This window comes from Microbacterium allomyrinae, assembly GCF_020682705.1.
Classification (GTDB): Bacteria; Actinomycetota; Actinomycetes; order Actinomycetales; family Microbacteriaceae; genus Microbacterium; species Microbacterium allomyrinae.
On the sequence record NZ_JAGTTN010000001.1, the window covers coordinates 316,041 to 338,072 of the forward strand.

At 70.8% G+C, this 22,032-nt stretch carries 21 protein-coding genes and 1 tRNA gene; 14 read left to right on the plus strand and 8 right to left on the minus strand.

The window, feature by feature from the left end; all coding sequences use genetic code 11:
* The first annotated feature begins 43 nt into the window (after window positions 1-43).
* From hemE to KEC57_RS01485, 7 genes are all read left to right on the plus strand, one after another.
* A complete protein-coding gene (gene hemE, locus KEC57_RS01455; protein ID WP_229382739.1) occupies window positions 44-1,102 on the plus strand; it encodes a uroporphyrinogen decarboxylase in 1,059 nt (352 codons plus the stop codon).
* Window positions 1,095-2,294, plus strand: coding sequence for a protoporphyrinogen/coproporphyrinogen oxidase (locus KEC57_RS01460; RefSeq protein ID WP_229382740.1), 1,200 nt, complete (start codon window positions 1,095-1,097; stop codon window positions 2,292-2,294). Before hemE ends, KEC57_RS01460 begins: the two co-directional genes overlap by 8 nt.
* A 179-nt stretch (window positions 2,295-2,473) precedes the next feature.
* Window positions 2,474-3,151 carry a hydrogen peroxide-dependent heme synthase gene (gene hemQ, locus KEC57_RS01465; RefSeq protein ID WP_229382741.1) on the plus strand — a complete coding sequence of 226 codons (678 nt, stop codon included), beginning with the start codon at window positions 2,474-2,476 and terminating at the stop codon, window positions 3,149-3,151.
* Window positions 3,148-4,077 (plus strand): hydroxymethylbilane synthase, encoded by a 930-nt coding sequence (gene hemC / locus KEC57_RS01470; RefSeq protein WP_308187551.1) that lies wholly within the window; start codon window positions 3,148-3,150, stop codon window positions 4,075-4,077. Before hemQ ends, hemC begins: the two co-directional genes overlap by 4 nt.
* Window positions 4,074-5,105 (plus strand): porphobilinogen synthase, encoded by a 1,032-nt coding sequence (gene hemB / locus KEC57_RS01475; RefSeq protein WP_267492026.1) that lies wholly within the window; start codon window positions 4,074-4,076, stop codon window positions 5,103-5,105. The genes hemC and hemB overlap by 4 nt, the downstream gene beginning before the upstream one ends.
* The gene (hemL, locus tag KEC57_RS01480) at window positions 5,102-6,430 is read left to right on the plus strand and encodes a glutamate-1-semialdehyde 2,1-aminomutase (protein ID WP_229382742.1); all 1,329 of its coding nucleotides are present in this window, start codon (window positions 5,102-5,104) and stop codon (window positions 6,428-6,430) included. Before hemB ends, hemL begins: the two co-directional genes overlap by 4 nt.
* Window positions 6,431-6,493: 63 nt before the next feature.
* Complete coding sequence (locus KEC57_RS01485) at window positions 6,494-6,988, plus strand: O-acetyl-ADP-ribose deacetylase (protein WP_229382743.1); 495 nt, start codon at window positions 6,494-6,496, stop codon at window positions 6,986-6,988.
* A 67-nt stretch (window positions 6,989-7,055) separates the two neighbouring features.
* Here the strand turns inward: KEC57_RS01485 and KEC57_RS01490 are convergent.
* Window positions 7,056-7,128, minus strand: a tRNA-Ala gene (locus KEC57_RS01490).
* Between the two features lie 83 nt (window positions 7,129-7,211).
* Between KEC57_RS01490 and KEC57_RS01495 the strand changes: the two genes are divergently transcribed.
* Entirely contained in the window at window positions 7,212-8,390 is a 1,179-nt protein-coding gene (locus KEC57_RS01495) for an amidohydrolase family protein (protein ID WP_229382744.1), read from the plus strand.
* Between the two features lie 81 nt (window positions 8,391-8,471).
* Here KEC57_RS01495 and KEC57_RS01500 read toward each other — a convergent pair whose 3' ends face one another.
* From KEC57_RS01500 to galU, 3 genes are all read right to left on the minus strand, one after another.
* A complete protein-coding gene (locus tag KEC57_RS01500; protein WP_229382745.1) occupies window positions 8,472-9,461 on the minus strand; it encodes a large exoprotein in 990 nt (329 codons plus the stop codon).
* An 89-nt stretch (window positions 9,462-9,550) separates the two neighbouring features.
* On the minus strand, window positions 9,551-10,180 hold the full coding sequence (locus tag KEC57_RS01505) for a GNAT family N-acetyltransferase (RefSeq protein WP_229382746.1): 630 nt from the start codon (window positions 10,178-10,180) through the stop codon (window positions 9,551-9,553).
* A gap of 23 nt (window positions 10,181-10,203) precedes the next feature.
* Window positions 10,204-11,091 (minus strand): UTP--glucose-1-phosphate uridylyltransferase GalU, encoded by an 888-nt coding sequence (gene galU, locus KEC57_RS01510; RefSeq protein WP_229382747.1) that lies wholly within the window; start codon window positions 11,089-11,091, stop codon window positions 10,204-10,206.
* Between the two features lie 93 nt (window positions 11,092-11,184).
* On the opposite strand from galU, the gene KEC57_RS01515 reads away from it, so the two are divergent.
* The 3 genes from KEC57_RS01515 to mscL are packed head-to-tail and all read left to right on the plus strand — an operon-like array spanning window position 11,185 to window position 12,548.
* A complete protein-coding gene (locus KEC57_RS01515; protein WP_229382748.1) occupies window positions 11,185-11,781 on the plus strand; it encodes a 5-formyltetrahydrofolate cyclo-ligase in 597 nt (198 codons plus the stop codon).
* Between the two features lie 34 nt (window positions 11,782-11,815).
* A complete protein-coding gene (locus tag KEC57_RS01520; RefSeq protein ID WP_229382749.1) occupies window positions 11,816-12,100 on the plus strand; it encodes an FmdB family zinc ribbon protein in 285 nt (94 codons plus the stop codon).
* 31 nt (window positions 12,101-12,131) lie between these two features.
* Window positions 12,132-12,548 carry a large conductance mechanosensitive channel protein MscL gene (gene mscL, locus KEC57_RS01525; protein ID WP_229382750.1) on the plus strand — a complete coding sequence of 139 codons (417 nt, stop codon included), beginning with the start codon at window positions 12,132-12,134 and terminating at the stop codon, window positions 12,546-12,548.
* A 62-nt stretch (window positions 12,549-12,610) separates the two neighbouring features.
* On the opposite strand, the gene KEC57_RS01530 is transcribed toward mscL, so the two are convergent.
* The gene (locus KEC57_RS01530) at window positions 12,611-12,817 is read right to left on the minus strand and encodes a hypothetical protein (protein WP_229382751.1); all 207 of its coding nucleotides are present in this window, start codon (window positions 12,815-12,817) and stop codon (window positions 12,611-12,613) included.
* Window positions 12,804-16,496: an AAA family ATPase gene (locus KEC57_RS01535; protein WP_229382752.1), complete on the minus strand. Its 3,693-nt coding sequence runs from the start codon at window positions 16,494-16,496 to the stop codon at window positions 12,804-12,806. The genes KEC57_RS01530 and KEC57_RS01535 overlap by 14 nt, the downstream gene beginning before the upstream one ends.
* Before the next feature lie 214 nt (window positions 16,497-16,710).
* On the opposite strand from KEC57_RS01535, the gene KEC57_RS01540 reads away from it, so the two are divergent.
* The 3 genes from KEC57_RS01540 to KEC57_RS01550 all read left to right on the plus strand — a co-directional run bounded on the left by KEC57_RS01540 (window position 16,711) and on the right by KEC57_RS01550 (window position 18,800).
* The gene (locus tag KEC57_RS01540; protein WP_229382753.1) at window positions 16,711-17,238 is read left to right on the plus strand and encodes a methylated-DNA--[protein]-cysteine S-methyltransferase; all 528 of its coding nucleotides are present in this window, start codon (window positions 16,711-16,713) and stop codon (window positions 17,236-17,238) included.
* A gap of 208 nt (window positions 17,239-17,446) precedes the next feature.
* Window positions 17,447-18,301, plus strand: coding sequence for a LuxR C-terminal-related transcriptional regulator (locus KEC57_RS01545; protein WP_229382754.1), 855 nt, complete (start codon window positions 17,447-17,449; stop codon window positions 18,299-18,301).
* Between the two features lie 145 nt (window positions 18,302-18,446).
* Complete coding sequence (locus tag KEC57_RS01550; RefSeq protein WP_229382755.1) at window positions 18,447-18,800, plus strand: histone-like nucleoid-structuring protein Lsr2; 354 nt, start codon at window positions 18,447-18,449, stop codon at window positions 18,798-18,800.
* Between the two features lie 21 nt (window positions 18,801-18,821).
* On the opposite strand, the gene pntB is transcribed toward KEC57_RS01550, so the two are convergent.
* On the minus strand, window positions 18,822-20,237 hold the full coding sequence (gene pntB / locus KEC57_RS01555; RefSeq protein ID WP_229382756.1) for a Re/Si-specific NAD(P)(+) transhydrogenase subunit beta: 1,416 nt from the start codon (window positions 20,235-20,237) through the stop codon (window positions 18,822-18,824).
* Complete coding sequence (locus KEC57_RS01560; RefSeq protein ID WP_229382757.1) at window positions 20,234-21,781, minus strand: Re/Si-specific NAD(P)(+) transhydrogenase subunit alpha; 1,548 nt, start codon at window positions 21,779-21,781, stop codon at window positions 20,234-20,236. The genes pntB and KEC57_RS01560 overlap by 4 nt, the downstream gene beginning before the upstream one ends.
* Window positions 21,782-22,032 lie beyond the last annotated feature (251 nt).

The window sequence follows — 22,032 nt, forward strand, 5'->3', positions numbered from 1 at the left end:
GCCGTAGGGGTGACCCCCGGAAGGGGAGCCTAAAGTTGAGGGCGTGCCGCTTCATCCCACACATCCCACCCTGGCCGACGGGTACAGTCCTCCCGCTCTCATCCGCGCGTATCGCGGAGAACGGCCGGCGACGACCCCGGTGTGGTTCATGCGGCAGGCGGGTCGATCCCTGCCCGAATACCGGGCGCTCCGGGTGGGCACCGACATGCTCGACTCGTGCCTGAACCCCGAGCTCGCGAGCGAGATCACCCTGCAGCCCGTGCGCCGTCACGGCGTCGATGCGGGCATCTTCTTCAGCGACATCGTGATTCCGGTCCGCCTGGCCGGCGTCGACGTGCGCATCGTCGCGGGGCGTGGTCCGGTGCTCGAGAATCCGGTGCGCAGCGCTGCAGACGTCCGCGGGCTCCCGCCGCTCGACCCCGCCGCGCTCTCCCCGATCCGTGAGGCGGTCGCGGCCACGGTGGCGCAGCTCGGCCCCACTCCCCTCATCGGTTTCGCCGGGGCTCCGTACACGCTCGCGTCGTATCTCGTCGAGGGCGGGCCTTCGAAGGAGCAGCTCAAGACCCGGGCGCTCATGCATTCCGATCCCGAGACGTGGGCTGCCCTGCTGATCTGGTGCGCCGACATCACGGGCGCCTTCCTCACCGCGCAGATCGAGGCGGGCGCTTCGGCCGGCCAGTTGTTCGACTCGTGGGCCGGCTCGCTGAGTCTCGCCGACTACACCGCGCACGTCGCGCCGTTCTCGGCCCGCGCGCTCGAACCGGTGCGCGAGCTCGGCGTGCCGCTCGTGCACTTCGGCGTCGGCACGGGCGAGCTGCTCGGGGCGATGCGCGACATCGAGGTGGACGCGCTCGGCGTCGACTGGCGCCTGCCGCTCGATGAGGCCGTGCGACGCGTCGGCCCCGACGTGACGCTGCAGGGAAACATCGACCCCGCGCTGCTGCAGGCGCCGTGGCCGGTGCTCGAAGCCCACATCCTCGATGTGCTCGCTCGGGGCCGCGCGGCCCGCGCGCACGTCGTCAATCTCGGTCACGGCGTGCCGCCCGACACCGACCCGGGCGTCCTCACCCGCATCGTGGAGTTCGTCCACTCCCGTGACTGACTTCTCCGTCGTCGGCGGTGGCGTCGCGGGGCTCGTCGTAGCCCGGCGGCTCGCCCTCTCGGGTGCAGAGGTCGTGCTGTTCGAGGCATCCGATCGCCTCGGCGGCACCGTCGCCCGTCACGAGGTCGCGGGAATCGGACTGGATGCCGGCGCCGAGAGCTTCGCCGTACGCGGCGGCGCCGTGGCGTCGCTGCTGGCCGAGTTGGGCATGGCGGGCGATATCGTCGAGCCGCGCCCGGGGCCGGCGTGGCTGCAGCCCGCGCGCGGAGCGGCCGTGCCTTTGCCGGCGACCGCGCTCCTCGGAATTCCGGCGGATCCCCTCGCAGACGACGTTGTGCGCGTGGTCGGACGCGAGGCCGCCCTGCGCGCGGCGTCGCTCGATGCCCTCCCCCTCGGACCGACGCCGACGTCGCTGGGTGCGCTCGTGCGCGAACGCCTCGGCGAGCACATGCTCGACCGACTCGTCGCGCCTGTCGTGCACGGCGTGCACTCCCAGCATCCCGACGATCTTCCGATCGAGCGTGCACATCCTGGGCTTCCCGCGGCCCTGATCGAGGCGGGATCGCTCACCGGGGCCGTCGCGCGCCTGCGGGCGGCTGCGCCTCCGGGATCAGCCGTGGCAGGCATCCGCGGCGGAATCAACCGGCTCGTGCCCGCGCTCGGCGACGACCTCGAGCGTCACGGCGGAAAGGTCCGTCTCGGCATCCGCGTCGAAGACCCCGCCGCGCTGGACGGCACCGTCGTGATCGCCGCCTCCGACCTCGCTGCTGCGCCCCGCCTCGGTCGGCGGATCGACCTCGTCACGCTCGTCGTCGAACAGGACGAATTGGATGCCGCCCCCCGCGGCAGCGGTCTGCTCGTCGCCGCCGGAGCGCCCGTCGCCGCGCGCGCCCTCACACATGCGACGGCGAAATGGGCGTGGCTGCGCGAAGCCGCGGACGGACGCCACGTGCTGCGGCTGTCGTACGACGCCGTGCCCGCCGACCCGATCGCCGCGGCCCGCGCGGACGCGGAGGTGCTGCTCGCAGTGGCGCTGCCCGTCGTCGTCGGATCCGCTCACGTTGCGTGGATCCGGCCGGCGCCCGCCTCCTCGTCGGGCGCGATCGTCGTCGGCGAGACCGTCGCGGGGTCGGGCCTTGCGGGCATCGTCGCGCATGCCGAGCGAACCGCCATCGATCTCCTTGCTCGCTGACCGCGCCCCCGCACCTCTTTCCCCACAATCCGGCCGTCGTGTCCCACAATCGGTCAGCGCCGCCGGATCGACCGAAATCGGGACATCGACAGCGACGCGGCGCTCGAGTCCCGCACGGAGCGGGAGGGAAACGGCGAACCCCGGGGAACACCGCCTTTGGGAGTGAAAGGATGGATGGCATGACGGATGCTCCGGCCACCAGCTCCACTGACACCCTCGGCTTCACCCTCTGGGCCGTGTTCCGCCGCGACCCGAACCGGCCCGCTTCGGCCGGCGATCTGACGTCCGCGGTCGCGGAGGTCGAGGCATCCGGGGTCACCGTCCGCGGGTTCTACGACGTGTCGGGCCTGCGCGCCGACGCCGACCTCATGATCTGGCTGACCGGCGGATCTCCCGATCTGCAGCAGGCGGCGCTGCGAACCCTCCGCCGTGCCGAGCCGCTCGCGTCGCTCCTGCCGGTGTGGAACGCGATGGGCGTGCACCGCGATGCGGAGTTCACCTCGAGCCACCTGCCGGCGTTCATGCGCGGCAAAGAGCCCGAGGCGTGGCTCACGGTCTACCCGTTCGTGCGGTCGTACGACTGGTACATCCTCCCCGACGACGAGCGCCGCCAGATGCTCGCCGACCACGGCCGCAAGGGCTCGCAGCACCGCACCGTGCTCAGCAACACGGTCGCGTCCTTCGCGCTCGGCGACTACGAGTGGATCCTCGCTCTCGAGGCCCCCGAACTCGTCGAGCTCGTCGACCTGATGCGCGACCTCCGCCAGACCGAGGCGCGCCGGCACGTCCGCGAAGAGGTGCCGTTCTACACCGGCCGCCGCATCGGACTCGATGAGATCGCCGAGGTCGTGCGGTGACCGCGTCATCCAAGAGCACTCTGCGCATCGGAACGCGTGGCAGCACGCTCGCCCTCACCCAGACCGGGATGGTCGCGGACGACCTCGCCGATGCGACCGGGGTCACGACGGAGCTCGTGACGATCACCACCGACGGCGACCGTTCGAACGAGCCGCTTTCCCGCGCGGGCGGCACCGGCCTGTTCACGGGCGCGCTGCGCGACGCCCTGCTGGCGGGCGAGTGCGACGTCATCGTCCACTCGCTGAAGGACCTGCCGACGGCGCCGCACGATCAGCTCGTCGTGGCGGCGATGCCCGCACGTGAAGATCCGCGCGATGCGCTCTGCGCGCGCGACGGGCTCACCCTCGAGACTCTCCCCGCGGGAGCCCGCGTGGGCACGGGCTCACCGCGTCGCATGGCGCAGCTGCGTGCTCAGCGCCCCGATCTCGATGTGGTCGACATCCGCGGCAACGTCGAGACGCGCCTCGGCCGCGTGACGGAGGGCGATCTGGATGCCGTGGTCCTCGCCGCCGCCGGACTGAAACGCATCGGCCGCACAGACGTCGTCACCGAATACCTCGACATCGACTCCTGGCCCACCGCGCCCGGGCAGGGCGCCTTGGCGATCGAAGTGCGCCGGGGCGAGGAGCGCCTGGTCCGTGCGCTCGACCACGCCGAGACGCGCACCACCGTCGAGGCGGAGCGTCACGTGCTCGCGCTTCTCGAAGCGGGCTGCTCGGCCCCCGTCGGCGCACATGCCGTGGTCGATGCCGGGCTGCTCCTGCTGTCGGCGAGCGTCTACAGCCTCGACGGCGCGACGATCCTGACGTCGTCGCACGGCGCCGTCTGGCCCGACGACGGCGACCCCGCTCGCGATGTCGCCGAGGCGGTCGCGCGCGAACTGATCGACGCCGGCGCGGCCGGCCTGACCGGAGCCCGTCCATGAACTCTGCACACTCCGACGGGGCGGGCAGCATCAGCCCCCGCTCCGCCGCGAACGCTCCCCGCCCGATCGACCGCCCTCGCCGCCTGCGCGCGACGCCCGCGATGCGCCGGCTCGTCTCCGAGACCCGCCTGCACCCCGCCGACCTCGTGCTGCCGATGTTCGTGCGCGAAGGTGCCGGCGCCCCGATGCCGATCTCGTCCATGCCGGGGGTCGTGCAGCACACGACCGAGTCTTTGAAGTCGGCGATCGCAGAGGCCGCGTCCGCCGGTATCGGCGGCGTGATGCTCTTCGGCGTGCCCGAGCACAAGGACGCGGTCGGCTCCGGCGCGACCGATCCCGACGGCATCCTGAACGTAGCGACACGCATCGCCGTCGCCGAAGCGGGTGATGCGCTCGTGGTGCAGACCGATCTGTGCCTGGACGAGTTCACCGACCACGGCCACTGCGGGGTGCTCGACGAGCGCGGCTACGTCGACAACGACGCCAGCCTGCAGCGCTACCGCGACATGGCGATCGCACAGGTCGAGGCGGGCTCGCAGCTGCTGGGTCTCAGCGGCATGATGGACGGCCAGGTCGCCTCGGTCCGCGATGCGCTCGATGAAGCGGGGCACACCGGCACACCGATCCTCGGCTACGCCGCGAAGTACGCATCGGCCTTCTACGGTCCGTTCCGCGAGGCGGTGCAGTCCTCGCTCGAGGGCGACCGCCGCACCTACCAGCTCGATCCCGCGAACCGCCGCGAGGGCGCCCGCGAGATCGAATTCGACGTGGCCGAGGGCGCGGACATCGTGATGGTCAAGCCCGCGATGAGCTACCTGGATGTGCTGGCCGATGCCGCGGCATCGAGCCCCGTGCCCGTGTGGGCGTATCAGGTGTCGGGCGAGTACGCCATGATCGAGGCCGCCGCCGCGCACGGATGGATCGACCGGCGCCGCGCGATCGAGGAGTCGGTGGTCGGCATCCGTCGCGCCGGCGCCGATGCGGTGCTGACGTACTGGGCTGTGGAACTGGCGGGGTGGATCCGATGAGCGGGCAGACGACGAACGAGCAGGAGTTCGCACGCGCACGCGGTGCGATGCCGGGTGGCGTCAACTCGCCGGTGCGGGCCTTCGGCTCGGTACAGGAGACACCGCGCTTCTTCGTGTCGGCGTCCGGTCCGTACGTCACCGACGTCGAGGGCAGGGAGTACGTCGACCTCGTCGGCTCGTGGGGTCCCGCGATCCTGGGACACGCGCATCCGGCGGTCGTGAAGGCCGTTCAGGATGCCGCGGCCCACGGTCTCGGGTTCGGGGCGAGCACTCCGGGCGAGACGGAGCTCGCCGAGCTGATCGCCGCACGGGTGCGCCGTCCGAACGCGATCGCCGGGCCCGTCGAGCGCGTGCGGCTCGTCTCCACCGGAACCGAGGCGACGATGACCGCGATCCGCCTCGCACGCGGAGCGACCGGGCGCGACCTGATCGTGAAGTTCGCCGGCCACTACCACGGCCATTCCGATGGCCTGCTGGCCGAAGCGGGATCGGGGGTCGCGACCCTCGCGATGCCGGGTTCGGCGGGGGTGCCTGCGCCCATCGCCGCGCAGACGCTCGTGATCGCGTACAACGACCTCGATGCGGTGCGCGAGGTGTTCGCGGCGCGGGGCGGCGACATCGCGGCGATCATCGTCGAGGCGGCGCCGGCCAACATGGGCATCGTCCCGCCGTCGCGCGGCTTCAATGCCGCGATCGCGGACATCGCGCATGCGCACGGCGCGCTCCTGATCCTCGACGAGGTGCTCACGGGCTTCCGCGTCGGCCCGGCCGGCTGGTACGGCATCGACCCCGTGCCGTTCCGCCCCGACCTGATCACCTTCGGCAAGGTCGTCGGCGGCGGACTTCCCCTGGCCGCGCTCGGCGGCCCGGCAGCGCTCATGGAGCTGCTCGCGCCCCTCGGTCCGGTGTATCAGGCGGGCACGTTGAGCGGCAATCCGCTCGCCGTCGCGGCCGGGCGCGCGACGCTGGACCACCTCGACGACGCCGCCTACGCGCGTATCGATGCGGCCGCGGCGACGATCGCGGATGCCGCGGCATCCGCCCTGTCCGAAGCCGGGGTGACGCACGTCGTACAGCGCTCGGGGAGTCTCTTCTCGATCCAGTTCGCGGCCACGCCGCCCGTCGACTACGACACGGTGAAGGCGCAGGAGGCGTTCCGCTATCCCCCGTTCTTCCGGTCGATGCTGCAGCAGGGCGTCTCGCTGCCGCCGTCGGTGTTCGAGGCCTGGTTCGTCTCGGCCTCGCACGACGACGACGCGGTGGCACGGATCCTCGAGGCCTTGCCCGCCGCGGCTCGGGCAGCTGCCGAGGCCTCACCGGGCTGACGTCCGGCAGACGCTCTGCCGACGGCCCTGCCCTCTGAAACCCGGAGTGTGCAGAATGGGCACGTGAGCAGACTCGTCGCCGTCCACGGAGACATCACCGCCGAGACAACGGATGCGATCGTCAACGCCGCAAACACCGCGATGCGCGGAGGGGGCGGGGTGGACGGCGCGATCCACCGCACCGGCGGCCCCGAGATCCTGCGCGACTGCATCGCGCGTTTTCCGCACGGGCTGGCGACAGGCGATGCCGGCTGGACCACGGGCGGCGCGCTCGCCGCGCGGTGGGTGATCCACACCGTCGGACCGAACTACGGCGCCGGGCAGCGCGATCGCGCTCTGCTCGAGTCCTGCTACCGGCGCTCGCTCGAGGTCGCCGACGAACTGGGCGCGCAGAGCATCGCCTTCCCGCTCATCAGCGCCGGGGCGTACGCCTGGCCGCTCGACGACGCCATCAGCGTGGCGATCGACACGCTGACCACGACTCCGACCACCCTGGAGGACATCCGGCTCGTCGCCTTCGATCCGGCGATCCACCGACAGATCAGCGCGTTGCTGTGAAGGCAGCCGGCGGGACATGCCGGGGCGAAAGAAGAGGGCCTCCGCTATGCGGAGACCCTCGTCACGGTGGACCTGAGGGGATTTGAACCCCTGACCTCCTCGATGCGAACGAGGCGCGCTACCAACTGCGCCACAGGCCCGTGAACCTCGTAAACACTATCACGCCGTCTCGGCGCCCTCGAATCGCCGGACACCCCTGAGGCCCTCCCTCGGGAGAGGATGGATGCATGCTCCACACCGCTTTCCCCCGCCTCTCCACCGTCCGCAACGTGCGCCTCGAGGCAGGCGGGCGCGACGGTGCCGCGTACGACATCGGCATCGGCGAGTCCGGCACCCGGCGGGCCCGGGCGAGATCGACGGGCGCGGCCTCCTGGCACTGTCCGGGATCGTCAACACCCATGCCCACGTCGACAAGTCGTGGATCGGCCACTCGTGGCAGTCGTACGGCGGCGAGGGCGGCACCGACGGCCGGATCCGTCACGAGCGCGCCCGGCGCGATGAGCTCGGCATCCCCGGTCTCGACATCACCCGCCGCGTCCTCGCGGAGTTCGTGCGCTTCGGCACGACGGCGCTGCGCACCCACGTAGACGTCGACCTCGGGCTGGGCCTGCGCGGCATCGAGATCGTGCGACAGGCGGTCGACGAGTACGACGGGGCGATCCTGGCCGAGATCGTCGCATTCCCGCAGGACGGCGTGCTGCGGCGCCCGGGCGTGCTCGAACTGCTGCGCGCCGCCGTCGAGGCAGGCGCCCAGCACATCGGCGGGCTCGACCCGGCGAGCATCGACCGCGATCCGGTCGGGCAGCTCGACGCGATCTTCGCCCTCGCCGCCGACACCGGCGCAGGCATCGACATCCACCTCCACGACCCGGCCGAGCTGGGTGCCTTCCAGTTCGACCTCATCCTGGATCGCACCGAGGCGCTGGGTCTGTCGGGCAAGGTCAATATCGCGCACGGCTTCGCGGTGGCACAGGTCGACGCGGTGCGCCGTCGCGACCTGCTCCAGCGCATGGGCGATCTCGATGTGACGATGACGACGGTGGCGCCGCTGCGGCTGCCCCAGCTCCCCCTTCACGAACTGGATGCCGCGGGCGTGCGATTCGGGTTCGGCACCGACGGCATCCGGGACCTGTGGAGCCCCTACGGCACCGGCGACACCCTGGGGATCGCGTGGCAGTATGCGCGCGCGTCGAGTCTGGTCCGCGACGAGGACCTCCGCCGGGTCATCGAACTCGCCACGACCGGCGGGGCGCCGTTCGCGGGGATCGCCGGGCACGGCCTGAATCCCGGCGATCGCGCGGACCTCGTGCTGCTGGACGCCGAGAACGAGATGGATGCCCTCGTCCGCACTCCGCCGCGCGACCTGGTCGTAGGCGGCGGACGGGTGCTCTACGAGCGGTAGGGAAACCGCCGACCCGCAGCGGTGGTCCGGAAACGGCACGCCGCGGCCGGGTGCTTCTCGAACGGTCGCAGTCCCCGCGTGCTACTGGCCGACCGCGCGACGCGCGAGCAGTCCGCGCACGTGCGCCTCGATCTCGGCGTCATCGATGTAGCCCATGCGCGAGTAGTCGGCACTCGTCGCCTGTCCCGCCGCGGTGCCGGGAGTGCGCGCGACGCGTGCGGTGTCGATTGAGGGGGGCCGCTGCGCCTCGGCGCGGGCCCGCATCGCCTCTTCGAGCGCCGCCTGCCGCAGCGCCGCGCGCGCCTCTTCGGCATCGAGCACCGCGGCCGCACGCGAACCCGCCGACGCCGTGAGCGGCCGGGGAAGACCGCGCGGCGCCCACTCGCGCTGCTCCGGCTCGAGTTCGACGTCCTGCACGATCGGTGCACGACGAGGTGCGGCATCCGTCGCCCGCAGCTCTGCCCGAGCGCTCACGCGGGACATGCGGCGAAGGACGAGAGCGGATGCCGCGGCCACCGCGACGCCACTCCACAACAGCAGCTGCGCCCCGCCGGTGACGGCTTCGTACACGCCCCATCCGACCAGTGCGAGTCCTGCGAGGCCGACGAGGGTCGCGGTCAACCGGAAGCGACGCCGCGTGCGCGCCTGGCGTGCCGCGGGAACGGCCCGGGCGGCCGCGAGCTCGCGCCGGGCCGAGGCCTCGGCGGCGGCGCGGTCGGCACGTGCACGTTCGATGTCGACGCGAGCGGCGGATTCTGCCGCAGCGCGCTCGGTGCGGGCGTTCTCGAGGTCGAGCCTGGCGCCTTCGAGCGCCGCCTGCTCGCGCTCGGCCATCGCGCGCTTCGCGAGGCGCTGCTGCGCGGCGGCGGTGCGGGCGTTGAGTTCGAGGCGCACCTCGTGGGGTGTCTCACTCGTCTCGGCCAGCACACGCAGCGCCTGATTGAGACGAACGGCGTTGCGCTCGGCGGCGTCGTACTGCCGTCTGCTGTTCCAGGTCGGCAGCAGGTAGACCAGCCACAGGAGCACGGCGACGAGAACGATCACTCCCCCGCCCAGCACCTGCCCACCCATGAAGTCCACGGTAGGGGACGGGATGCCCCTGCCCCCGCACCTGACCGCGTGTCGGCGAGGTGCGCGGCGGCGGATCGTCGGGAATCGCGCTACGCGTGCAGGCGATCCGCCGGGGGCACGGTGGCGGCGTCCTGTGGAGCACGCCCCGACACCCAGCGCTCGAGCACACCCTCGGGGGCGTCCTCGCGGACGAGGGCGAATGCGTAGTGGTCGCGCCAGTCGCCGTCGATGTGGATGAATCGGCGCCGGAGCCCCTCATAACGGAACCCGAGCTTCTCGACCACGCGAAGACTCGCGCGGTTCTCGGGCCGGATGCAGATCTCCATGCGGTGCAGACGCAGTTCCGAGAAGCAGACGTCGGTCGCGAGCGCCACCGCCACCGGCGTGATCCCCCGGCCGGCGAAGCGCTTGCTCACCCAGTAGCCGATCGTGGCCGACGCGAGCGAGCCCCGCGCGATGCCCCAGACGTTGAGCTGACCGGCGACCTGGCCCTCGTGCTCCATGACGAACGGGATGCCGGTGCCGTCGCGATACTGCTGCAGCAGTCGCCGCACACCGACGCGCATGTCGAAGGAGACGGGTCCGTCCGGACTCGTGGCCTCCCACGGCCGCAGCCATTCGCGGTTGGACAGCAATTCGTTCTGCAGCACGCGCGCGTCGCGCTGCCGGACGAGCCGGATCGATACCGGTCCATGCCTGCGGGGAGCCGTCAGGTCCACATGACCCCCTCGAACGGGCGGCTTCAGAGAGTGGCCGCGAACTCCTTGAACCAGGGACGCAGCTCGGGGCCGAGATCGTCGCGGTCGGCGGCGAGCTGCACGATGGCCTTGATGTAGTCCACCCTATCGCCGGTGTCGTACCGACGACCACGGAAGACCACGCCGTACACGCCGGGGCCGTTCGGGTCCGCCGCGAGCTCTTGGAGCGCATCGGTCAGCTGGATCTCGCCGCCCTTGCCGGGCGGGGTGCGCTCGAGCACCTCGAAGACATCCGGCGAGAGCACGTATCGGCCGATCACGGCGTAGTTGGACGGTGCATCCTCCTTGGCGGGCTTCTCGACCAGGCCGGTGACCTTCACGACCCCGTCGACGTCGGTCGCCTCGACGGCGGCGGCGCCGTAGAGGTGGATCGAGTCCGCCGGCACCTCCAGCAGCGCGATGATCGCAGCGCCGGTGCGCTCGTACTCGGCCAGCATCGTCGTGAGCAGCGGATCGCGCTCGTCGATGAGGTCATCGCCCAGCAGCACGGCGAAGGGGTGGTCGCCCACGTGGGACTTCGCACGCAGAACGGCGTGGCCGAGGCCGCGGGGCTCGCCCTGGCGGACGAAGTGGATGTCGGCGAGCTCGCTCGAACGCTGCACCTTGGCGAGCTTGTCCTGGTCGCCCTTCTTGAGCAGATTGCTCTCGAGCTCGGGCACGGAGTCGAAGTGGTTGGAGAGGTTGTTCTTGTTGCGTCCGATGATGATCAGGATGTCTTCGATCCCGGCCTGCGTGGCCTCTTCGACGACGTACTGGATCGCGGGCTTGTCGACGACCGGGAGCATCTCCTTCGGCATCGCCTTCGTCGCGGGGAGGAAGCGGGTTCCGAGGCCGGCCGCGGGGATGACTGCTTTGAAGGACTTATGGGTCATGCAGGCAACTCTATCCAGGGTCATGCGACTCGAAGATGTCGTGCACGTTACCGGCCGACTCTTGAGCCGGACATACGACTTACAATCGAGGTCATGACCGACGCGATCGCCGATGCGAAGCGGGCGATGCGCGCAGAGCTGAGAGAGCGCCGTCACCTGCTGTCCGATCACGCGCGCGAAACCGCCGAGGCAGGCATCCAGGCCCAGCTCGACGCGTTGATCGCGGAGCGGGACGTGCGATCGATGTCGTGCTTCCTGTCGACCACCACCGAGCCCGGAACCCGGAAGTTCGTGACGGATGCCGTGGCCCGCGGCATCCGGGTGCTCCTTCCCGTGACGCGCAACGACGGGCTGCTCGACTGGGCTGTCGCCACGACCGACGGCGACATCTCCGAAGGGCTGTTCGGTCTTCCCGAGCCTGTCGGCGAACTGCTCGGCCCGATCGCCGTGAACGACGTCGATCTGCTCGTCATCCCCGCCGCCGCAGTGGACGCCAGCGGCATGCGGCTCGGCTGGGGCCGGGGCTTCTTCGACAAGACGCTCGGATCGATGGAGCGGTGCCCGCCCGTCTACGCGGTCGTCTACGACTCCGAGGTCGTGGATGAGGTTCCCCGCGAAGTCCACGACCAGCGCGTGACCGGAGTCGTCACTCCCACGCGCACCCTCACCCTCGCGCCCACCCGGCGCTGAACTCCGCTGCACCGACCGATCCGCCGAGAGAGACATGCCCACTTACGCCTACGCCTGCAAGAATTGCGGACACCGCTTCGACGCGGTCCAGTCCTTCGCCGACCCCACCCTCACCGAGTGCCCCGAATGCGGTGGCGCGCTGCGGAAGGAGTACGGATCGATCGGCGTGACGTTCAACGGGTCCGGCTTCTACCGGACGGACTCCCGCGCGGCGAGCGCATCGAGCGGCGGCTCGGACTCGTCGGCTGGCGCCCCGGCGTCGACTTCGACATCATCGAAGACTGAGGCGAAGGCCTCACCCGCATCGTCGGGAGCCTGACCGGCGCGAGCCGGAGAACGAAGGAGAGACCGTGATCAAGGGCTTCAAAGAGTTCATCCTGCGCGGCAACGTCATCGATCTGGCCGTCGCGGTCGTCATCGGCGCAGCCTTCACCGCGGTCGTCAACGCGATCGTCTCGAGCATCATCAACCCGATCATCGCGCTCTTCTGGAAACCGGACGAGAACGGCGCGATCGGCATCACGGTGAACGGCCTGTGGGGTCCGGTGACGTTCCCCATCAGCGACCTCATCAACGCGATCATCGCCTTCCTCGCCGTCGCGATCGTCGTCTACTTCGTCTTCGTGCACCCGATGAACGTCATGAAGGAGCGCGCCGCTGCCAAGCAGGGCCTTCCCGAAGAGCCCGAGGCTCTTCCGAGCGAAGCCGAGCTTCTCGTCCAGATCCGCGACCTCCTCGAGAAGCAGCAGACGCCGCCCCTCAAGTAGGAGGCGGGATCTTGAAGCGAGCCGCATCAACGCGGGCTTCGCTCGCATTGATCCGGCTCGCTTCAATAGTGCGGGGGGACGTCGCGGCGGAGGCGCTCGTCGTTCGGACCTGACTGATCGGATGCCGTGCCCCCGGTGCTCGCCGGCGGTGCGGCATCCGTCGTCTCGTCGCCGGGCACGGGCTCGGCGGTCGTTCCCGGCGCAGGGGTGAGTTTCGCGCGGCGCGAGCCCGGGACCCGCTCGATGCGCTGACGCCTATTCGACGACATCGATCGGCTGCGTCTCGCTGTCGACGCGCGGAGCGTCCGGCGGAACGCCGAGCATCGCCGCGATGCGCTGAGCGACGTCCGCGGGGTCGCGGTACAGGTCGAACGAGTGCACGCGCACGTAGTGCCATCCCAGACGCCGCAGGATCTGCGGGCGCAGCCGCAGCGACTCGCGCAGCGACTCCCCGATCGTCTCGGGGTCGCTCTCGACGACGACGGCCTTGCCGCCGTATTGCGCGACGAGCGGCAGGAGTCCGCGGTAGTCCACGTCCACGGACAGCCCTGCGCGGCGCAGCTCGCGGGCGAGCGCCAAGGTCAGCGGATCGGCCAGGTCTTCGAGGCGCGCTTCACGCGAGCGCGCCGCGAGCCCGCCGAGGATCGACATGAGCGTCGCCGCGCCGTACTCGAGACGGCCGTCGTCGAATGCCGAGGGCCGAATGGACGAGACGATCACCATCGAGCGTCGCGCGCGCGTCATTCCGACCGTGAGCAGTCGTTCGCCGTCGGGCGTCGACAGGTCGCCGAAGTCGCTGAGCACGCGGCCGTGCTTGGTGAGGCCGAACCCGAGCGAGAAGACGACACGGTCGCGACTCTCGGCGACGGACTCCTCGAGAGTCAGCACCGCGAACGGCTCGGCCGTGTCGCGCGAGACGAAGTCGGCGACGTCGGCGCGGCCTGAGAAGGCGGCCTCGACGGCCGCGCGGATGCGCTCGGCGTGGCGCGTACTCGCCGTCACCACCATCAGCGACTCGCTGCCGCGGTTGATGGCGTGCTCGACCACCAGGGTCACGACGCGGGCGACCTCGGCATCCGGGCTCTCGACCGCGCCGGTCACCGGGTCGGGCGCGCCGTGCCCGCCCTCGACGTAGTCGACGGCGAGGCTGCCGCGGCCGAGGTAGGAACCCGCCCAGGGCAGCGAGACGAGCTCTCCGCCGTAGAACGCGTCGTTGACGAGTTCGGCGAGGTCCTCGCCGCCTGCGCGATAGCTGCGAGTCAACGTCTCGACCGGAAGCAGCTCCGCCAGGCGCTCGAACACGCTCGTCCCGTCGAAGGGGAACTCCTCGTCGTCGGCCAGGTCGATCGAGTGCGCCGAATGCGCGGACGCGACGTGGAACGGCGTCGGCTTCTGGGTCACGGGATCGCCGAACGCCACGACCTGCACACCGCGGCGAAGCGCGGGCGCGGCCTCGGCGAGGCAGAGGGCCCCGGCATCCGCCAGCACCACGACGTCGAACGCGGCGGATTCGGGGATTCGGGGAACGTCGTAGGGAGAGGCGAGCCAGACCGGCGCGAGCGTGCGCGAAAGCGTGGGCGCGACGGCGGCGAGCTCGGCTGCGGTGATCGCCCCGTTCTTGAGCGAGCGCTTGAGCGCGGCCGCCTCGTCGGCGTGGTCGACGATCCCGATGCGCCACTGGGTCGCCAGTTGGGCCGCCAGCAGCGGGCCGGATGCCCCGGCGTGCGCTTCGTCGACGAGCCGGAAGTCGCGCTCGAGCCGGTCCACCACCGCGGTGTTGGCGCCCAGGACCGCACGATCGGTGCGAAGCAGCAGCTCCAGCGCCGACTGCCACCAGGCGAACTCGAGTTCGTCGGCCACCTGCTCTTCGGGCACGTGCCGCACCGACAGCTCGATGAGCAGCGGCTCGAGGCCGAGCGCGGCGAGGTCGCTGCGCAGCGTCGCGCGCTCCTTGAGGTTCGCGAAGACGTCGGAGTCCGCCGCCAGCCCCGCGAGCGTGCGCACGAGGTGCTTCACCGGAAGGGTCGACAGCCGATCGGGACCGGTGCGACCGAGCACCTGGTCGACTTCGGCCAGTTCGGCGTCGACCCGCTGCCAGGCCACGTGCACGTCGCCCAGACCGAGCGGCACCTCCGGGGTCACACCGGCATCGACGTAGTGCTGCCACTCTGTGCGCTGCTGCTGGATGCGCACGAGCGCCTCGTACATGTCGGGCACGTGCACTCCGGGCCGGACGTACTCCCGCGACAGCCGTCGCAGTCGTCGGCGGTTCGCGCCCGTCATGTTCGGGGCATCCCGTCTCGGGGCGTGCGCGAGGATCAGCTCGGCGAGCGGACGATCGTACACCGTCAGGCTGAAGCGGTCGAGCGAATCGCGGATGCCGAGCAGCAGTCGCAGATACGTCCCCAGCTCGGCGATGGTCTGGAACGGACGCATGCGGGTCTGCGCGATGAGCTCGTATCCCCGCTCGAGCAGGGTGGGAACGTCGCTGCGGTGGAGCTTGCCTGCGAGCGCGTGCGATCCGCGCGCCTCTTCGACCGTTGCGAACGACACTCCGTACCAGGGCGAGTCGTCGGGGCCGAAGCGGAACTCGCCCAGGCGCGCCGCGGCGGCGAGCTTGGCCGCGGCATCCCCCCGCGTGTCGGCCAGGCGCGCCAGTGCTGCCGCGTCGAAGCGCGCGGCCGTGGTGGGCGCGCCGCCGTTCTCGGCCAGTCGCGCGAGGGCGCGCAGGATGTCGAGCACCGACACGCCGAGCGACGGATGCCGTGCCGTCACGGCCGAACGATAGTCGCGCAGTACGCCCCGCAGCCGGACGAGTGCGTCGTCGATGTCGGCCACCTTGGGCGGCTGCGCCTTCTCGTTGCGGCCGATGGCGCGGATGAGATCGCGCTGCAGCCGGTCGGGCGAGACCGCGAGACCCGGCAGGCCGATGCCGGTGAGCCGGTGACGCACCCCGTCGAGAGTCGAACGGCGAGCGCTCACCACCAGCACGCGCTTGCCGTCGCGCACCAGGGCGCCGACGGCGTTGATCACCGTCTGCGTGCCGCCGGTGCCCGGCAGGGTGTGGACGACGAGCGACTGACCGGCGGCAATGCGCGCGAGCACCCTCTCCTGCTCGGAGTCGGCGTCGAGCAGGAGCATGTCGGACGCGGGCGGGCGCTCGTCGGGGCTCGTCATCGCGGGCGTGTCGCGGCGGATGGCGAGCGACTCGCGATCCGCGGCGTGGCCGGCGAGGGCGTTGAGGATGGCGTGGTCGAGGTCCGCCGCATCGGCGGCCATCGGTCCGCCGACGTCGGCGAAGCTGGAGACCAGCAGGCGGGGCTTGACGACGAAGGGCTCGATCGCGGAGGTGAGGGCCCGCAGGTGGTCGATGACGGGCTGCGGCTTGAAGACGCCGCCCTCGTAGGCGAGCGCGGCGAGACCGCCGGGGTCGACGATGATGCCGAAGTGCGTGCGCAGCGCCTGCACCAGCTCGGGGTTCACGGAGAAGGTGCCGTGGAGCTTGAGCTCGAAGTCGCCGTGGTGGCGGCGGATCGCGGTGGGGCGCAGCAGGATCGGCGCGGTGCACAGGAGTCCGCCGATGCGCCAGGTCGCAAGGCCCACGGCCAGACGCACGGAGTCCAGGCCTCGGGCCGTGCGCAGCTCGAGGTTCTTGGCGGTGATGCGCTCGGCCGCCAGGCGCGCGCCGCGCATTGCGACCTCGTCGCGGAACAGATTGGACAGCAGGGTCGAACGCCCCGTGATGAACTGGGGCAGGCTGCCGGGGTGGGCCTTGGTGATCTCGATCGCGGCATCTGCGGCATCCGTGAAGTGCAGCAGGGTGGATCGGCCGCCCAGCGCCGCGGACTGCAGTCGTAGCCGGTCGCGCTCGGACTCGGCGATGTGGACCACGGTGACGTCGGGGTCGGCCAGGCCGAGGTCGCCGGGGGTCACTTCGTACCCGGGCACGGCGCCCTCTGCGCCTACCACGGCGCTGCGTTCTCCTCGCCACACACGAGCCACCCTAAGCGCGACGCGCCCGCGGTACTTGCAATGGACCTGAGTTTCGCGGTATTGGCAGGGCGCGGTCGCCCGTTCCTCCCCAGGCGAGGGTCGAATCGCGCTTCCCACACCTCCCCCGGCCTCGCCGCTGCGCCTCCGCCTCGCGGGCCAGGATGGGGGCATGACCTCCGAGCACCCGCCTTCGTACCGCGTGCATCCGTCGCCGATCGGCGACATCCTCATCGTGACGACCGACGACGGGATCGTGACGCTTCATCCCTTCGACGGACCGCTCCGCAGCGAGATCGAGCGCGTGGCGCTGGCGCTGCGAGCGGTCCCAATGCCCGAGGACGGGCCGAACGCCGCGGCCGACGCCGCGGTGAGCCAACTCGACGAGTACTTCGAAGGCGAGCGCCGCGAGTTCGACCTCACTTTCGACTGGCGACTCGTGCGCGGCTTCACGCGCGCGGCGCTCGAAGCGGTGCGCGACATCCCCTACGGCGAGACCGCGGGCTACGGCGAGGTCGCGATCTCGGCGGGCAGCCCGGGCGCCGCTCGCGCTGTCGGCACGGCCTGCGCGAGCACCCCGTTCTCGATCGTCGTACCGGTGCACCGCGTGGTGCGGGCGGACGGCTCGCTCGGCGAGTACGGCGGCCGGCCCGACCTCAAGCGCTACCTCATCGACCTCGAGCAGGCGTCGGGCGTGTAGGCCGCCCGCACGCCGCGCGGCCCGGGCGGATCGCTCCGCCCGGGCCGCGCCCCTTCGCGCAGGCGCCCCCTGCCCCTTCCGGTCGCGTCGCGGGTGTATGGTCGACGCTACGAAAGTCGGCGAAGCAGCCGTCACCCGGAAGTAGGTAGTTGTGGGCGCGCCATCTCGTGATCGCGCACGGGCCCGGGACCGCACACCCTCTGGCACTGTGCCGAGCGACAGCGCGCCGACCGACACCGAGATCCTCGAGCACGCCGTCGCCGAGCTCGTGCGCCGCACCCGGTTCCCCGTCGCCTTCGGCGGCCTCGCGCGTGGCGATTCCATCCACGTCTCCTCGATCGTGGGCGCGCGCACACGCAGCCTCGACGGCCTCGTGGTGGAGGCTTCGCGCGGTCTGGGCGGCCGGGCGCTCGTGGAGAAGCGGCCGCGACTGGCGCTGGACTACCGGTCGGCGCGCAGCATCACGCACGACTACGACCGCGCGGTGCTGGGCGAGGGGATCTCCACGCTGTTCGCGATCCCGGTGCTCGTCGCCGGGCGCACCCGCGGTGTCATCTACTGCGGATCGTGGGCGGAGGCGCCGGTCGGCGACGTCGTGGCACGGCCCGCGTTCGCCGTGGCCGACGAGCTGTCGAGCGAGCTGCGCATCCGCGACGAGGTGCAGCGCCGCCTCACCCGAACGCCCCCTCCGGCCGAGGCGGTCACCATGGCGCCGGCCGCCCGAGAGGAGCTGCGTCAGACGTATGCCGAGCTGCGCAGCATCGCCGCCGTCATCGACGACCCCGCCCTGCGCGATCGGCTCGCACGCCTCGAGCGTCGGCTCGCCGCGCTCTCGCAGGACGCGAGCGAACCTCCCGTCGGCCTCGATGTGCACCTCTCACCGCGCGAGATCGATGTGCTGGCGTGCGCGGCGCTGGGTCTCACCAACGGCGAGATCGCCGCGACCCTGGACCTGCGCGAAGGAACGGTGAAGTCGTACCTGCAGTCCGCGATGGCGAAGCTGGATGCCTCGACCCGCCATGCCGCCGTCGCCACCGCACGTCGGGCGGGGCTGCTGCCTTGAGCACCTCCGGAATTCGGCTATTCGCACCGGATTCGTACTGCTCGTGACTTTTCCTCCGAATTCGGCGCCATTCTCCGAATATCGGGTTGATTGCGAATTCGCGTCGCGATAGTGCTCGGCGACAATCGCGCCTAATGTGACACCTATGGCCCGCAGAATCGTGCATCAGCTCGTCGACGACCTCGACGGCACCCTCCTCGAAGTCGGCGAAGGCGAGACCGTGCTGTTCTCGCTCGACGGCGTCGCGTACGAGATCGACCTCACCGACGGCAATGCCGCGGCGCTGCGCGCGGCGCTCGAGCCGTTCACCCAGGCGGCGCGCAGCATCTCTTCCGGTCGCGCCCCGACCAGCGCGTCGGCCGCAGCCCGCAAGCGTCGGCGCTCGGGCCAGCAGGACTTCAGTGACGTCCGTGAGTGGGCCAGGAAGAACGGCTACACGGTGTCGGATCGTGGCCGGGTTCCGGCATCCGTTCTCGACGCGTACGAGGCGGCGCACTGACGCACGCCGCCTCGCCGGCCCTCATGTCCGCGAGAGCTGGAAGAGGATCTCCTCGACCTTGTCCTTCGCGTCGCCGAACAGCATCTGGGCATTCTCGCGATAGAACAGCGGGTTCTGCACTCCCGCATATCCCGATGCCATCGAGCGCTTGAAGACGATCACGTTCTCGGCCTCCCACGCCCGGATCACCGGCATGCCCGCGATCGGGCTGCTCGGGTCCTCGGCGGCCGCAGGATTGACGGTGTCGTTGGCGCCGATCACCAGCACGACGTCCACCCGCGCCAGGTCGTCGTTGATCTCATCCATCTCGAGCACAATGTCGTAGGGCACCTTCGCCTCAGCGAGAAGGACGTTCATGTGCCCGGGCAGGCGGCCCGCGACGGGATGGATGCCGAAGCGCACGTCCACGCCGCGCTCGCGGAGCTTCTGCACGAGGTCGGCGACGCCGTGCTGCGCCTGCGCGACGGCCATGCCGTACCCGGGAGTGATGACGACGCTCGAGGCGTTCGCCAGCATGTCGGCGGCGCCCTCCGCATCGATCTCGCGGTACTCGCCCTGCTCCTGGTCGGTGGACTTCGGAGCCTCGATGCCGAAGCCGCCCGCGATCACCGAGAGGAACGAACGGTTCATCGCCTTGCACATGATGTAGCTGAGGTACGCACCGGATGAGCCGACGAGCGCGCCCGTGACGATGAGCAGATCGTTGTTCAGCAGGAATCCCGCTGCCGCAGCCGCCCAGCCCGAATAGCTGTTGAGCATCGACACGACCACCGGCATGTCGCCGCCGCCGATCGAGGCGACGAGGTGCCAGCCGAGCGCGAGCGCGAGCACCGTGACGACGACCAGGAGCCACAGGTCGGGCGTGATGACGTACCAGACCGTCAACGCGACGAATGCGACGAGAGCGCCGACGTTGAGCACGTTCTTGCCGGGGAGCACGAGCGGCTTCGACGACATCCGCCCCGAGAGCTTCAGGAACGCGACGATCGAGCCGGTGAAGGTCACGGCGCCGATGAAGACGCCGATGAAGACCTCGGCGTGGTGGATGTCGGCGAGCGCGCCTTCGAGTCCGGCGTCGTAGAGCGCGCCGTTCCAGCCGACGAGGACCGCGGCGAGACCGACGAACGAATGCAGCAGGGCGATGAGCTCCGGCATCCCCGTCATCTCGACGATCCGCGCACGCCAGAGCCCGATCGCACCGCCCACGAGCACCGCGACGACCAGCAGCACCAGTCCGAGCATCGCCTGCGGCTCGCCCCACGCGCCGGCCGCGGTGAGCCACAGCGTCGCGACGAGCGCGATCGCCATGCCGACGATGCCGTACGCGACGCCGCGGCGGCTGGTCTCGTGCTTGCTGAGCCCCGCGAGGCTCAGGATGAAAAGCAGCGCCGCGACGATATATGCGGCGCCTGCCACCTGCCCGGCCACCGCGATCATCGCTCGTCACCCTTCTGGAACATCGCGAGCATGCGCCGCGTGACGGCGAAGCCGCCGAAGATGTTGATGCTGGCCAGCAGCACGGCGACCGCGGCGAGGATCTGCACCGTGAGGTCGGGGGCGGTGATCTGCACCATGGCGCCGACGACGATGATGCCCGAGATGGCGTTGGTGACGCTCATGAGCGGGGTGTGCAGCGCGTGGGCGACGTGGCCGATCACGTAGAAGCCGACGACGACGGCGAGTGTCAGCACGAGGAAGTGCTGTGGCAAGGGCGGCGGGGCGAACGCGCAGATCGCGAACAGCACGGCGATGCCGGCGGCGATGAGGCCCGTCTTCGCCCCGGCCGACATCGGCTTCTTCGGCGCGACGACAGGTGCAGCGGCCGCCGGCTTCGCCGCGGGTGCCGCGGATACCTGCACGGGGGGCGGCGGCCAGGTGACCGCGCCGTCTCGCACGACCGTCACGGCTCGCTGGACGACGTCGTCGAAGTCCAGGCCGAGCACACCGTCCTTGCCCGGGGTGAGGAGCTTCAGCAGATTGACGAGATTCGTCGCGAACAGTTGCGACGCCTGCTGCGGAAGGCGGCCGGGAAGGTCGGTGTAGCCGAGGATGACGACGCCGTTCTCGGTGACGATCTTCTCGCCCGCGACGGATCCCTCGACGTTGCCGCCCTGCCCGGCCGCCATGTCGACGATCACGCTTCCCGGACGCATGGACGCCACATCCGCGGCGGTGATGAGCCGCGGCGCCGGACGGCCCGGGATGAGGGCGGTCGTGATGATGATGTCGACGTCGGCCGCCTGCTCGGAGTAGACCTCGGCGGCACGCCGGTCGTAGGCCTGGCTCGTCGCCTTCGCGTAGCCGTCGGCCGAGACCTCCTTCGCCTCTTCGGGCACGACGACCTCGAGATACGCGCCGCCGATCGAGGCGACCTGGTCGGCCACCTCGGGGCGCGGATCGGTGGCCCGCACGATCGCGCCCATGCTCGACGCGGCACCGATCGCGGCGAGCCCCGCAACGCCGGCACCGGCGACGAGAACCTTCGCGGGTGGGACCTTGCCGGCCGCCGTCACCTGGCCGGTGAAGAATCGCCCGAACTCGTGCGCCGCCTCGACGACGGCGCGATAGCCGGCGATGTTGGCCATCGAGCTCAGCACGTCCATCGACTGCGCGCGCGAGATCCGCGGCACGGCGTCCAGCGCGACCGCCGTGATGCCGCGGGTCGCCAGCGCCTCAACCAGGTCCGGCCGCAGGGCGGGGCTCAGTGTGGCCACGATCGTCGCACCATCGGCGAGCCGGTCGATCTCTGGATCGGTCGGCGCGTTGACCTTGAGCACGATCGGCGACGCCCACGCGGTGGCGGAGTCGACGACCGTCGCACCCGCCGCCGCGTACGCGGGATCGGGGAAGGACGATGCCGCGCCTGCGCCGGCTTCGACGACGACGTCGTAGCCGAGGGCGATGAGCTTTGGGACGGTGGTCGGGGTCGCGGCCACCCGGTTCTCTCCGGGCGCTTCGGCGACGATGCCAATGCGTGTCATGCGTTCCTCTGGATCTGATGCGACATCGAATCTGCGAGCGCGTGCGGCACTCGCGATGACGCCTCCACCTTCTCAGACAGGAACACGAAGGAGTCGTGTGTTGCACTCGACACGATGACAAGATTCGCGAAATCTTCTCGAACTGCGCGGTATCGACGGTTCTTCGATCCCGGGATGCCGGCGCCCTCGCGACCGCTTCGCATCGCCGCTTCATAGCGCACGGCGATGGGCGTCGTAGGTCGGCCGCGTAC